Raw genomic sequence first — 13,759 nt, forward strand, 5'->3', positions numbered from 1 at the left:
AAAATGTCGAAGAATAAAGTAGGCATTCGTTTTTTAAACTTACATACGACGTAATGCAAGAAATTGAAACGGCGGTGAGTGAGAGTGGGATGGATTCGAAAGAAAGATATGGGGGAAGAAAAACAGAAACAGAATAGCTCCAGCTCAAAGGAGCGAAGCGGCAGCAAGCGGAAGGCTTCAGCAGCATCAGGAGGGCCAGGAGATCCGAAAAAGCCGTCACGGTTCGCCAGCCTGCCGGGCATCAGCGGGGCACAGCTGCAAAATTTAAACCCGTTCAAGTCGGTGGGCGTGAAGCTGTTCCTGATTTTTTTCGTGGCGATAGCGGCGATCGTGCTGACCCTGGGTCTAACATCCTATAGCAAAGCCAAAAGCACCATCAAGAACAATACGGCGCTGGCGAACAGCCAGACGATCCAGCAAACTCAGGAAAAATTGGATATCATTCTGAAGCAGTATGAAGATATGGCGATGCAGATGTTTTTTGATCCGGAAATGCAGAGCGTCATCGACGAGCTGGCACGGAATCGGCAGGATGAATACCAGAACTTCGTGCTTACGGATCAGATCAATAAAAAATTATCAAACCAGCTGAACAGCAACTCTTCGATCAAAGCGATTTATCTGGTTCCGCCCGAAGAGTCGCAGCGGATCATCTCTTCCGGTTCAGGCGGCCTGGACATCAATACGATCCGCGAAGCCGACTGGTTTAAAAATGCGAAGAAAACAAATCAGACATCATGGGTTCCTTCTTCAAAGGGTAAGGATGGAAGCGTTTCCTTCGAGCTGGTCCGCTCGCTGCAGAGCTTGTCCCGCGGCGGAGCCTACGTCATTATCGTGGAGCTTAAAACCGACGTCATTGAAAACCAGCTCAACGGAATCAGCCTGGGTGACGGCAGCAAGCTGCAGGTGGGCGACGCGAACGGTCAAGTCGTTGCCTCTACCGTGAACAGTGAAACAGGAACCAAATCCACACTTTCGTTCATGCAGGGCCAGACAGAACCGGCCAAGACTCTGGAAACGCAGGATAACGAAGGGAATGAAATCCTTGCCGTATACAACACCCTCGAGACGACAGGTTGGAAGCTGGTAGGAACCGTTCCGGTCGAAATGCTGGTCAAGGACGCAAAGGGAATTCTGGTTTTGACCATGGGAATGGCCGTTGGAGCGATCGTGGTCGCCATCCTGATCGGGTTCTGGATGGCCCGCATGATCGCAACCCCGCTCAGCAAGCTGAAGGATCTGATGCTGGAGGGAGCCAAGGGCAACCTGAACGTGCGGACGCAGCATAAGTCCAAGGATGAAATCGGTCAGCTGGGACAGGCTTTCAATCTGATGGTGGATCAAATTACGAAGCTCGTTCAGCAGACGAATACGACGGCCCAGCTCGTGCTTGAAACGGCGGGCGAGCTGACTGATGCTTCCAAGAAGACGGCGATCTCGGCCAAAGAAATTGCCATTGCGACCGAGGAAATCGCCAACGGGGCAAGCAGTCTGGCTACCGAGGCGGAGCGCGGAAACGAGATGACCGAGCATATGGCCAAGCAGATGGGATTGGTGATCACGGCCAATGAGGAAATGGGCAGCGCCGCGCGGCATGTTGAACAATCCAGCCAGTACGGAACCAAACAGCTGAACGAGCTGCTGGACAAAACGCATCAAACGGAAGAAATGACGCGTGAGCTGATGCACAAGGTGGATGCCTTGAAGCAGACGGCAAGCTCTGTCAACAAAGTGCTGGTCGTGCTGCAAAATATTACGAAGCAGACGAATATTCTGTCCCTGAATGCAACGATCGAAGCGGCGCGGGCCGGGGCGGCCGGACGGGGCTTCATGGTCGTGGCAGACGAAATTCGCCAGCTTGCGGACCAGTCCAGACAATCGATTGACATGGTAGGGCAGATCACCGGTCAAATCATGTCCGAGATGAATGAAACGGTCGAAGCGTTGTCGGACGCTTATCCGCTGTTCCAGCACCAAATGACTGCGGTGAAGGAAACGAACGAAATTTTCGTATCGGTTCAGGAACAGATGGGCGATTTCACGCAGCGGCTGCAATCCGTAACCGAGTCGATATCGGCGCTGCATGATTCGCACAGCGTTCTTTCGGAAGGCATGAGCAACGTCAGCGCGGTCGCAGAAGAATCCTCGGCGACCTCCGAGGAAGTCGCCTCGCTCAGCAATGAGCAGCAAAGCGTGGGCGATCATCTCGTTGAGCTCTCCGCCAAGCTGGAAAATGTATCGATTCAGCTGAAGGAATCGCTGTCCCGGTTTACGCTGAACTAGAGGAAGCATAAGGAAGCATAAGGAAGCATAAGGAAGCATAAGGAAGCATGTTCAAAACTTAGCTTTATTCGATGCAGCAACGTTGGCAGTGTAGTGCCAACCCAATAAACAGTTTTCACAGTGAGCTAACGTGTCCTCCGCTCGGGGATGCGTTGGCTTTTTGGTTCTCTGAGAACGGATCTGCCTGAGCTGGCCGGGTTGGACATGCCTGCTGAAGGATATACTGAGTGGAAAAGGCATAAAGAGGGGTTCTTCTTGAGCATAAAACATAAGCAGCGCATTTTCTATGTGCTGGTCATCCTTTCGTTTATGATGACGGTACTCATATTGAGGTTAGCCTACATACAGCTCGTTATGAGGGTGTCGGAGCTGCCTGGAAGCCGGATTACGATGCAGGAAATGTCGGTGCTGCAGCGGGAGCGCGGCGTGGTTTTGGACTCCGGGAGGGGCAAGTTTTATGACAGAAACGGCGAGCCCTTAACAGGGAAGACGGTTTCCGCCGCCGTGCTGTTTCCGGTTTCCGGCTCCATCCGGCAAGAGGCGAAGGACAAGCTGAATGCGGTCACCCGGGTCCTGAAGACGGATCAGGCCGCCTTCCTGAAGGTGTGGGACCACTTGAGCGTCCCTCTAGTGTGGCCGGACTCCCGCAAGAGCGATCCGCTGGCGTTGAAGGACAGTGAGGCAAAACAGGTAACGACGGCCGGAATCAGCGGCATCGAAGTGCTGCCGTATACTAAGCGGTATGAGGATGCTTCCAGCGGGATGCAGTGGCTCGGCTATTTAACGGAGCAGCCTGGGCAGAAGCATCTGATCCACACGGGATATGCCTTCCAGGAAGGGGCGGCCGGGCTGGAAAAGACGCTGGAGCCGCTCCTGCGCGGGATGGGTCCTACGACCGCCTATTATACCGTCGATGGAAGCGATCAGCCCATTCCGGGTACGGGCATCCGGATTAAAGGACCGGGTAACGCCTATTATCCGCTCAAATTCCGCACCACGGTGGATCTGGAGCTGCAGCGGCAGATCGAGCAGCTGGCTAAGGAGTCGGGGATGAAGGAGGGAGCCGTTGTCCTACTTGATGCACAGACGGCCGATGTGGTGGCCATGGTATCGCTGCCGTTCTACAATCCCTTGAACGTCAATCCGCAGCAAAGGGCATGGAATAACCGCGCTTTGCAGGCATCCGTGCCTGGTTCCATATTCAAAACGGTCATCGCGGCAGCGGCGCTGGAGGCAGGCGTCACTACTCCGGGTGAAACCTTTACGTGCACCGGCGCATACGGTAAATATGGACTTTCCTGCCCCAAAGAGCATGGCGTCATTACGCTCGCGGAGGCTTATGCCGAATCGTGCAACGCCGTGTTTGCCGAACTGGCGGAGCGGCTGTCAGCGGGCGAAATCGAAGCGGCCGCTCATAAGCTGGGCCTGGCGAGAACGGTGGGGTGGGAGGAAAAGGACATTCTTGGCCTGCCTCTTCTGCGCCCGTTCGATCATGAGGACAGCGGAAAAATCTTTGCCGATCCGGATAAGGCCGATCGGGACGGGGGGATCCGCGCACAGACCGGCATCGGTCAGCGCGATGTACAGGTGACCCCGCTGCAGGCCGCCAACATGATCGTGACGCTTCTTCAGCAGGGACAAGTCCACGCGCCACGAATTCTGGAGAGCGTTTCGTATGCGAACGGCCAGCTGATGAAAGAGCTAAAGCCCCATTTGGCCCCGTCGTCCCTTGGTACCGTCCAGCCGGCAACCGCGGATTTGATTACCGGCTGGATGGAGAAGGTGGTCACCGAAGGAACTGGGCAGTCGATCCGCGGCGCGGCATGGCCGCTGGCCGGCAAATCGGGAACGGCCCAGGTGACCATAAACGGGCAGCCGCGTAATCATCAGTGGTTCATCGGGTACGGACCCGTGAACCAACCGAAATACGCGGCTGCGGTACTGTATCAAAATATGTCGCCGTCCTCCCGGAACCAGGCGACGGTGCTGTTCGGACGCATTATGAACCTGCTTGCGGCTCATCCGGCGGCGTAGCATCCGGCGTGCGGGTGGTCATATCAAACGGCGAGACGTCGAACTCTTCTTTCGGAAGGCGGATCCAGCTCTGCAAATATCCCTGCTGGAGCAGTTCCTTGATCAGGATCAGCAGTACGGGAGAGAGGATCAGTCCGGCGATGCCAAAGATCGACAGGGAGATGATCATGAACGAGAGCATCAGGAATGCCGACGACACGCCGATCGAATTGCCTGTAATCCGCGGTTCGAGCAGCTGGCGGGTCAGCAGCACGACGACGAGCAGGACGGAAAGGCCGATCGCCAGACTGAGATTGCCGACAATAAACAAATAAATGATCCATGGGATCAGGATAACCGGAACCCCGACGAGTGGCAGAATATCAAATACGGCGCAAACCAAGGCTAGTGCAAGCTCGTTGCCTGTGCGCAGAATCAACAGCCCGGCATATACGAGCACGAGGGTGATGAGAACCATGATCAGCTGGGCCTTGATGTAGGAGCCGATGGCTCTCAGGACATATGTCTTCAGAAATGTGTAGGCGTTCTTCAGCGTCTTCGGCGACTTGTCCCGCATCACTTTTCTCCAGCTGCCGATTTCGGTGCTGAGGAAAAACGCCAGGATGATGGCGATGCCGAAGTTGCCCATAAAGGACGAGAACGAACTGAACAGTCCGACCATATATTTAAAGAAAGCGGTGGCCCACCCGCTGGCATAATCGGTCAACGTTGTAAAATACTCGTTCATTTTTGCGGTGACATTTGGCGGCAGGGCTGCGATTTTTTCCTGAAGAAATTGCGTCAGCTTGGTAAATTCCGTTTGAATCATATGCGTGTATTTGGGCAAATTATCTTGGACCTGGGCGAACTGGGAAACGACGATCAGGCCGACCCCGAACAGGATCCCCAGGATCACCAAAATAAACACGAGTACGGAAATGGCGGAAGCGAACGGTTTGGGCATGCCCCTCTTGTGCAAAAACTTGGCCAGCGGTTCGATCATAAAGAAGACGACGAACGATAAAAATACGGGCGCGGCGATTTGGTACAGCTTGCTGAATATGTACATGACGAGGAAAACGGTAAGTACGATGAACCCGATATCCACAAAGGTTCGCCAGTATTTTTTGTACAGTGGAAGCATCGCGGGCGGATCTCTCCTTTTCACAACAGATTATTTTTCATTGTACACGATTTATAAAAAAACGCCTATTTCTTCAGTCACTGTGATAAAATAAGAGGTAGCGATTTTTATAGGGTGCCTATGAAAATCAAAGTTATCAAATAACACATGCCTTTCGGCAAGTCAAAGTCAATACAGAGAAAAGTGGGGATATGACATGCAGACTTTGCTGCTTTGGTTATTTTACATCTCATCGTTTTACGCGTTTATTCCCGGCTTGATCACCCGGATATTCGGTTTCCGCGTATTTCGCAGAGGGATCACGGAGCATGAATACGCGCTGACCTTCGATGACGGTCCCGATTCGGTGTACACTCCGAAATTGCTGGACCTGCTGAAAAGATACAACGCCAAGGCCACCTTCTTCGTCGTCGGCTCGCACGCGGAGCAGCATCCCGAAATCGTCAAGCGAATCTATGACGAAGGCCATCTGATCGGCATTCATAATTACGTCCATAAATCGAACTGGCTGATGCGGCCGGGAACGGTCAAGAAACAGATTATGAAGACCGACAAGGTTATTCATACGATTACCGGGGAGCGCAGTTCTTATTACCGTCCGCCTTGGGGAATCGTGAACCTGTTCGATTTTGCCAAGCGGAGCCAGTTCAAGATCGTCCTGTGGTCGTCCATGTTCGGCGACTGGCGGGAACGCATCGGCGCGGACCGGCTGACCGAGCGGATGCTGAACAAGCTTCAGCCCGGAGAAGTGATGCTTCTGCATGATTGCGGCCTCACGGCCGGGGCCAACCCGGACGCGCCGCAGCAGATGCTGATCGCTTTGGAGCGGGTGCTGGAGGAAGCGGAGCGCCGCGGAATGAAAGCCATCCGGATCGACGAGATGATCGAAGCGAAGGAGAAAGCGCCCGAGCGAAAGCTGCCGCGGCTGAAGCGGGCTTCGGTCAAAGTTTGGCTGCTGTGGGAAACACTGTTTCATGCGATGTTCCGCTTGAAATCAATCCGGCCTTATGATCCTTTCATCCATTACCGGCTGCGCACTTATAAGGGACAAACGGTGGAGATGAATGACGGCGCAACGCTGTCCAAGGGAGATAAAGTGATCGAGCTGCACTTCGATAACGAGAAGCTGTTCCGGCTCGGTGTCCGGTCCAGATCGATGGTGCACCTGGCTATCCAGATGATCCGCGCCACCGAAGATCAGTTCCCGGAACTGGCCCGGATCATCCTGAGCGACCCTGAGCTGCAGCAGGCGAAGGCCATATACGGAGTCACGATGATTAACCGGGGGCCAAAGAACTTCGGCTTCAAAATCGTCGATTTGAAAGACGGCTTATTCGCTAGATCGACGAAGATGTATTTGAAGTTCCTGCTGCGAATCATTAATCCGTCCGGACAGGAACGGCTGAAGGACCATGCGGAACAGATGGTTCCGAAACTGCTGGTCATGTCTGTTGCTCAGCTAATCGAGCGGTTTTCCGAGAGCGGATCTCACCGCCGGCAGCAAGTGAAGGAGCCGACCGATCCGCAAGAGGAGAAGAAGGGCGAGCTGCTTGACCTGAATCTGGTTGCTTCGTCACAGGGTATCGGCAGCACGCCGCCTGCTATGTAAATCAAACAGCACTTATACGAAAATATGGATCGGGGCTGTCCCGGCTGTGGTAAAGACCGCAGCTGGAGACAGCCCTTTTGATGTTGAACCGGAAACCGAATGAAGCAGCCTTACTATTTAAAGCTTTATGCTTGATGTAAAAAAGGTGCTTCATAAGTCGGAGTGACTTATGAAGCACCTCGGATGCATCTCACTTCGATGCAGAGTGGATTAGATTTTCATGACGCCGCCTTGGCTGGCGTTGGTGACGAGCTTGGAGTAACGGGCGAGATAGCCTGTTTTCACCTTCGGCTCGAAGCCTTTCCAATGGGTGCGGCGCTCGGCCAGCACTTCGTCGCTGACAAGAAGCTCGATTTTACGGTTGTTCAGGTCGAGCTCGATGATGTCTCCGTCTTCGACGAAGGCGATCGGACCGCCTTCAGCCGCTTCCGGAGAGATGTGGCCGATACTGATCCCGCGGGATGCGCCGGAGAAACGTCCGTCCGTGATCAGGCCGACTTTGGCTCCAAGGCCCATGCCGACGATTTGGGACGTAGGCGCCAGCATTTCCGGCATGCCCGGACCGCCTTTAGGTCCTTCGTAGCGAATAACGACGACGTGGCCTTCTTTAACCTTGCCGTTCGCGATGCCTTCCAGCGCCTCTTCTTGGGAGTCAAAGCAGATGGCAGGGCCTTTATGATAGCCGCCGACGGATGGATCCACGGCGCCAACTTTGATGATGGATCCTTCCGGAGCCAGGTTGCCGTAGAGCACCGCCAGGCCTCCACGCTCGGAGTATGGCTGGTCGATCGGATGGATGACGTTCTTGTCCTGGATTTCGCAGCCGGCCACGTTCTCGGCCAGCGTCTTGCCGGTAACCGTCATGCAGTCGCCGTACAATGCGCCCGGCTTCTTGAGCAGCTCGTTCAGTACGGCGCTAACGCCGCCTGCGGTATGAACGTCTTCGATGAAGTAATCCGAAGCCGGTGCGAGCTTGGAGATATGCGGCACGCGGTTGGCGACTTCATTGATCCGCTCCAGCGGATAATCGATGCCGGCTTCCTGAGCGAGAGCCAGGGTGTGAAGCACGGTGTTCGTGGAGCCGCCCATGGCCATGTCGAGCGCAAAGGCGTTGTCGATGGATTCCTTGGTCACGATGTCACGCGGTTTCAGGTCCATCTTCACGAGTTCCATCAGCTGGCGTGCGGATTGCTTGACGAACTCTCTGCGTTCTTCGGCTACCGCCAGAATCGTGCCGTTGCCCGGCATTGCCAGTCCAAGGGCTTCCGCCAGACAGTTCATGGAGTTCGCGGTGAACATGCCCGAACAGGAACCGCAGGTAGGACAGCCGTATTGTTCGAGCTCCAGCAGATCGTCGTCGCTGATTTTGCCGACTTGGTGGGCACCGACGCCTTCGAATACGGATGTCAGGGACAGGCGGCGTCCTTTGCTGTCTACGCCGGCCTTCATCGGACCGCCGCTGACGAAGATCGTAGGGATGTTGACGCGCAGCGCGCCCATCAGCATGCCCGGTGTAATTTTGTCACAGTTCGGAATGCAGACCATGCCGTCGAACCAGTGTGCAGAGACGACGGTTTCGAGCGAGTCGGCGATGATTTCGCGGCTCGGCAGGGAATAGCGCATGCCGATGTGCCCCATGGCAATGCCGTCATCGACGCCGATCGTGTTGAATTCAAACGGAACGCCTCCGGCTTCGCGGATGGCCTCCTTGACCAATTTGCCGAATTCCTGAAGGTGGACGTGGCCGGGAACGATATCGATGTATGAGTTGCACACGGCGATAAACGGCTTGCCGAAATCCTCCTCTTTCACGCCCGCCGCGCGGAGCAAGCTGCGGTGAGGCGCGCGGTCAAAGCCCTTCTTGATCATGTCAGAGCGCATTTTATTAGCTGCCATGATGTCTTTTTCCCCCTAACTGTAAGTATCGCGCTTTAGCGCGGTTAACTATGAAAGTGCCCGTATAAAACGAAACGGTTTTAAATGAGTCTATCACAAAATGAAAGCTTTTTCTAGCAATGGTTCGAAAGATTCGGGGAACTTTAGGCCCAGGCAGGCGAACAGGAAAAGGCACCTTCCATTCACTGGGAATGAAGGTGCCTTTTGGCTTATGTCAATCAATCACTCGTTGTTGGCTGATGGTCAGGCAGGGATTAGTTTTTGCCGCCCTTGCGGCCGATTTCTTTGTAGAAGTCCTTATCGTGAGACTCGGAAGTGGCTTCGCCGCCTTTTTGGCCGATCTCTTGATAGAATTCACGGTCATGGTTTTTGGAAGTGGCTTCGCCGCCTTTGCGGCCGATTTCCTGATAAAATTCCTTGTCATGATTTTTGGCCGTTGCTTCCCCGCCCATACGACCTGCTTCTTCTCTGCTCATTTTACCGTTATTATCGTTGTTACGTGCCATTTCAAATCACTCCTTGGAAAGTATTTTTGATGGATATAGATTGAACTAAAGTGTACCTCCGGACCCGAAGTCCGTACCCGCCTTCCGAAGAAAGCGCGGATGACGTTAGCCTTAGTTCACTCTATATTAGTTGCGCGCATCCTTTACTTACCACAGCCCTATTGGAGTGAAACAATTAAATTATGAAATCATTGGTAAATAACTTGCTTGGATACTGCCCCGTCGGAAGGAGGCATATCAGATCAACCCTAGCGGATAAGCCCGTGGAGAGGAGGAGACAAATACGGCTCCGCTTCTATTGTTACATATTGACAACCCTTCTTCCTCCGCTGACAATAGGGACAGACCAAGTAACGGAAAGGGGAAGAAAACATGCAGGATAGTAACCTACCTGGATCACCCGAGCTTGTCACGTTCGGAGAAAGCATGGGGCTGTTCACGGCGCAGGATTCCCGCGGCCTGGAGTATGCTTCCACCTTACATAAATCCTTTGGCGGAGCGGAGAGCAATGTGGCCATCGGCGTCGCCCGTCTGGGTCACACCTCAGGCTGGTTCGGGGCGCTGGGAAAGGATCCTCTCGGGGATATGATTTACAAGTCGATCCGCGGCGAAGGCGTAGACGTGTCGCAAACGGTCCGCGGCATTGACGCGCCAACAGGCATGATGATCCGTGAAAATACGGCGGGCCGCACATCGGTGTACTATTACCGGAAAGGCTCCGCGGCAAGCCGGATGCAGCCGGATCAGCTGAATGTTTCCTATATTGCCGGGGCCAAAATGTTGCACGTGACCGGCATTACGGCGGCGATCAGCCCGTCCGGACTGGCCTGCGTCGAAGCGGCTATAGACATCGCCGCGGCAGCAGGCGTCAAAATCAGCTTTGACCCCAATCTCCGCCTGAAGCTGTGGAGCCTGGAAGAGGCGCGGGGCGTGCTGCTGCGTCTGGCCGAAAAGGCGGATTACTTTTTACCGGGCCTCGACGAGCTGAAGCTGCTGTACGATACGGACGATGACGCAGCGATTTTTGCAAGCCTTTCCAAACTGAAAGCCGTATCGATCGTCAAAGGCGGTCCCGACCTGACTTATGTGCTGGAGCAGGGGAACGTAACGGAGGTTCCGTACTTCAAAGCCGACAATGTACTGGATACCGTCGGAGCGGGTGATGGATTCTGTGCCGGCTTTATCGCCGGGCTATTGAAGGGCGAAAGCGCCGTGGAAGCGACCCGTCTGGGGAATCTAACCGGATCCATGGTTATTCAGGCCGTGGGTGATTGGGAAGCGCTTCCGACTTGGGAGCAGGTCGAGGCGAAGCTCGGCAACAAGGCGCATATCGAGAGATAAGGCGAATGTTTGCAGGGTACTCTGGAAATAGACATCTTTCAGGCTTTTCCATATAATGAACACAAAGGAGCGGTCATTGTGAAAAAAATCCAGCTTTTGCAAAAAATTATCGATAACGGCGTCGTTGCCGTTCTGCGCGGAGATTCGGCCGATCAGGTGTTTGACATGGCGGAGGCGGCGATTGCCGGCGGGATCAAGGTCATCGAGGTTACGCTGACCGTGCCGGGAGCGCTGCATGCGATCGAGAAGCTCAGCCGGATGTACAGCTGGGAGACGAGCGACCCGGACAAATTCGCCATCATCGGAGCGGGAACGGTGTTGGAGCCTCAGACGGCGCGCGCTTCCATCATGGCCGGAGCCCAGTTTGTCGTCGGTCCTTCGCTGAATCCCGACACGGTTAAGCTGTGCAATTTGTACCGGGTGCCGATTCTGCCGGGCGTCATGACGATCGCCGAAGTGCAGCAGGCACTCGAGCTCGGGGTCGACATCGTGAAGCTGTTCCCTGGCAGCCTGTACGATCCGTCCATCATCAAGACGATGAAGGGGCCTCTGCCTCAAGCGGACTTTATGCCGACAGGCGGCGTATCGCTGTCCAATCTCGGCGACTGGATCAAAGGCGGGGCGGTGGCTGTGGGCATCGGCTCGGACCTGACCAACGAGGCTGTGAAGACTGGGGATTTAAGCCATGTCCGCACGAAAGCGGAGCAGTACATGGAGGCTTACCGCAAGGCAAAGTCGGAGCTGTAAGCCGGCCGGAATGTTATGAGCGGAATCATTGTATCATAAGTAAAACCTAAGCATTGTGAATCAAACCCGATCGTAACGGGTACTACACCATACAGCCTGCCGTCCCGCATGTGGAGGCGGGCTGGTCCCTTATTCCATATGAAGCGAGAAGCCGCGGATCGGATCAAAAGGACCAACACTTGTGGAGGTGCACCATATCGTGCAGAACATAGATACGCTTGCCTCTTGGATTGAACAAAGCGGCAATATCGTTTTTTTTGGTGGAGCGGGAACGTCGACGGAAAGCGGCATTCCCGACTTCCGTTCCGCCGCCGGGCTGTATCAGACCGAACAGCATCTGCCATACCCGCCGGAGCAAATGCTGAGCCGGTCCTTTTTTATGAAGCTTCCCGAGGTGTTCTTTGATTTTTACCGCAGCAAAATGCTGCATCCCGATGCGGTTCCGAACGGCTGCCATCGGATGCTGGCCAAACTGGAGCAAGCCGGCAAGCTGAAGGCTGTCGTGACCCAGAACATCGACGGATTGCATCAGAAGGCGGGAAGCAAAGAGGTGCTGGAGCTGCACGGTTCGGTTCACCGCAACTACTGCATGGGCTGCGGGGGGTTTTACGACCTGGAGCACATCATGGCGACGAACAAGCTCGTTCCGCGCTGCCCAAGCTGCAGCGGGATCATCAAGCCCGATGTCGTCCTGTACGAGGAGCCGCTGGACCAGCAGGTGCTCTTTGGTGGGGTGGAGGCGATCTCCCAGGCGGATCTGCTCATCATCGGCGGCACCTCCCTGACGGTTCAGCCGGCAGCGGACCTGGTGTCCTATTTTCAAGGAAGCCGCACCGTCCTCCTGAATATGGACCCTACTCCATATGACCGCAAAGCGGATCTGCTGATCGCTGATAAAATCGGCGAAGTGATGGAGCAAGTGGAGCGGAAACTGGGTATTTAATGGGTGGCAGATGTTCATAGCGCGGTAAGCGTGGTAACAGCTTAGTCCATCCCTTTTTTAACAGGAAGGATATCAGCCGGGACCTCCAGCCCGTGTAATCGGTTTCTTGTCAAATGCCTTGCCGAGGATTTATGATGGTTCTAGTAGTCTATTAACCGTGAGAGAGAAGGGCGGATATCAATGGCATATACACCAAGCGAATCACGTTATGAAGAGATGACTTATAACCGCTGTGGCCGTTCGGGACTGAAGCTCCCGGCCATATCGCTGGGACTCTGGCATAATTTTGGCGGAATCAATACGTACGAAAATGCGCGGAACATGGTCACCCGTTCGTTTGATTTAGGAATTACCCACTTCGATCTGGCGAACAACTACGGTCCTCCACCAGGCTCGGCGGAAGAAACGTTTGGCCGGATTCTGGCCCAAGACCTGAAGAGCCACCGGGATGAATTGATTATCTCGTCCAAAGCCGGGTATTACATGTGGCCCGGTCCTTACGGGGAGTGGGGATCACGCAAGTATCTCGTCTCCAGCCTGGATCAAAGCTTAAAGCGGATGGGTCTCGATTATGTCGACATTTTTTATTCGCACCGCTTTGACCCGGATACTCCACTGGAAGAAACAATGATGGCGCTTGACCATATTGTGCGTTCCGGTAAAGCGCTGTACGTCGGCATTTCGAATTATTCGGCGGAGCAGACGGCGGAAGCCGCCGCAATCCTGAAGCAGCTGGGAACGCCGCTCTTGATCCACCAGCCAAGCTATTCCATGCTGAACCGCTGGATCGAGAACGGCCTGCAGGACGTGCTGGATGATCAGGGGATCGGCACGATTGCCTTTACCCCGCTGGCTCAAGGGCTGCTGACGAACAAATACCTGAACGGCATTCCGGAAGATTCGCGTGCCGCGAGCCCGTCGGTCTTCCTGAACGAGAGCAACATTACGCCGGATGTGCTTCGCAAAATTCGGGCGCTGAACCAGCTTGCGGCCGCTCGCGGCCAAAGCCTGGCCCAGCTGGCGCTGGCCTGGGTGCTGCGCGGAGGGCGCGTGACTTCAGCCCTGATCGGAGCCAGCCGCGTCAGCCAGATCGAAGACAACGTGGCTGCACTGAAGAATCAGGAATTCAGCAAGGAAGAGCTTGACCGGATCGAGGCGATTTTGAAAACGGAAAGCGAATCCTGATCCTGTGTATATATCCTGTGATTCGATGAGAGGCAAATTCCGGTGACGGAAACTTAAGTCCATATTAGCGACCATCCTCGATTAACCCGTTA

General features: G+C 54.6%; 9 protein-coding genes and 1 pseudogene. 7 read left to right on the top strand and 3 right to left on the bottom strand.

The window, feature by feature from the left end; all coding sequences use genetic code 11:
- The first annotated feature begins 108 nt into the window (after window positions 1-108).
- Window positions 109-2,283: a methyl-accepting chemotaxis protein gene (locus tag K2F33_RS15915; protein ID WP_163879760.1), complete on the top strand. Its 2,175-nt coding sequence runs from the start codon at window positions 109-111 to the stop codon at window positions 2,281-2,283.
- 255 nt (window positions 2,284-2,538) lie between these two features.
- On the top strand, window positions 2,539-4,317 hold the full coding sequence (locus K2F33_RS15920; RefSeq protein WP_318672595.1) for a peptidoglycan D,D-transpeptidase FtsI family protein: 1,779 nt from the start codon (window positions 2,539-2,541) through the stop codon (window positions 4,315-4,317).
- Here the strand turns inward: K2F33_RS15920 and K2F33_RS15925 are convergent.
- Window positions 4,283-5,440, bottom strand: coding sequence for an AI-2E family transporter (locus tag K2F33_RS15925; protein ID WP_212967672.1), 1,158 nt, complete (start codon window positions 5,438-5,440; stop codon window positions 4,283-4,285). The two genes, K2F33_RS15920 and K2F33_RS15925, sit on opposite strands and share 35 nt — an antisense overlap.
- A gap of 196 nt (window positions 5,441-5,636) precedes the next feature.
- On the opposite strand from K2F33_RS15925, the gene K2F33_RS15930 reads away from it, so the two are divergent.
- The gene (locus tag K2F33_RS15930) at window positions 5,637-7,049 is read left to right on the top strand and encodes a polysaccharide deacetylase family protein (RefSeq protein ID WP_263882174.1); all 1,413 of its coding nucleotides are present in this window, start codon (window positions 5,637-5,639) and stop codon (window positions 7,047-7,049) included.
- Between the two features lie 210 nt (window positions 7,050-7,259).
- Here the strand turns inward: K2F33_RS15930 and ilvD are convergent, their stop codons facing one another.
- Window positions 7,260-8,945, bottom strand: coding sequence for a dihydroxy-acid dehydratase (gene ilvD, locus K2F33_RS15935; RefSeq protein WP_181152987.1), 1,686 nt, complete (start codon window positions 8,943-8,945; stop codon window positions 7,260-7,262).
- A 260-nt stretch (window positions 8,946-9,205) separates the two neighbouring features.
- Window positions 9,206-9,451: pseudogene (locus K2F33_RS15940) on the bottom strand (KGG domain-containing protein); the annotation flags it as partial.
- Between the two features lie 372 nt (window positions 9,452-9,823).
- On the opposite strand from K2F33_RS15940, the gene K2F33_RS15945 reads away from it, so the two are divergent.
- From K2F33_RS15945 to mgrA, 4 genes are all read left to right on the top strand, one after another.
- Complete coding sequence (locus K2F33_RS15945) at window positions 9,824-10,792, top strand: sugar kinase (protein ID WP_263882175.1); 969 nt, start codon at window positions 9,824-9,826, stop codon at window positions 10,790-10,792.
- 78 nt (window positions 10,793-10,870) lie between these two features.
- Window positions 10,871-11,539, top strand: a complete 669-nt coding sequence (locus tag K2F33_RS15950; RefSeq protein ID WP_089550331.1) for a bifunctional 2-keto-4-hydroxyglutarate aldolase/2-keto-3-deoxy-6-phosphogluconate aldolase — start codon at window positions 10,871-10,873, stop codon at window positions 11,537-11,539.
- A 199-nt stretch (window positions 11,540-11,738) separates the two neighbouring features.
- Complete coding sequence (locus K2F33_RS15955; protein WP_263882176.1) at window positions 11,739-12,482, top strand: NAD-dependent protein deacylase; 744 nt, start codon at window positions 11,739-11,741, stop codon at window positions 12,480-12,482.
- A 180-nt stretch (window positions 12,483-12,662) separates the two neighbouring features.
- Window positions 12,663-13,667 carry an L-glyceraldehyde 3-phosphate reductase gene (mgrA, locus tag K2F33_RS15960; RefSeq protein WP_263882178.1) on the top strand — a complete coding sequence of 335 codons (1,005 nt, stop codon included), beginning with the start codon at window positions 12,663-12,665 and terminating at the stop codon, window positions 13,665-13,667.
- Window positions 13,668-13,759 lie beyond the last annotated feature (92 nt).

Source organism: Paenibacillus sp. PSB04 (assembly GCF_025809195.1).
GTDB classification, from domain to species: domain Bacteria; phylum Bacillota; class Bacilli; order Paenibacillales; family Paenibacillaceae; genus Paenibacillus_AQ; species Paenibacillus_AQ favisporus.

Coding starts and splice junctions, on each gene's coding strand:
- K2F33_RS15915 (WP_163879760.1), top strand. CDS start 109: ATGGGGGAAGAAAAACAGAAACAGAATAGCTCCAGCTCAAAGGAGCGA.
- K2F33_RS15945 (WP_263882175.1), top strand. CDS start 9,824: ATGCAGGATAGTAACCTACCTGGATCACCCGAGCTTGTCACGTTCGGA.
- ilvD (WP_181152987.1), bottom strand. CDS start 8,945: ATGGCAGCTAATAAAATGCGCTCTGACATGATCAAGAAGGGCTTTGAC.
- K2F33_RS15925 (WP_212967672.1), bottom strand. CDS start 5,440: ATGCTTCCACTGTACAAAAAATACTGGCGAACCTTTGTGGATATCGGG.
- mgrA (WP_263882178.1), top strand. CDS start 12,663: ATGGCATATACACCAAGCGAATCACGTTATGAAGAGATGACTTATAAC.
- K2F33_RS15930 (WP_263882174.1), top strand. CDS start 5,637: ATGCAGACTTTGCTGCTTTGGTTATTTTACATCTCATCGTTTTACGCG.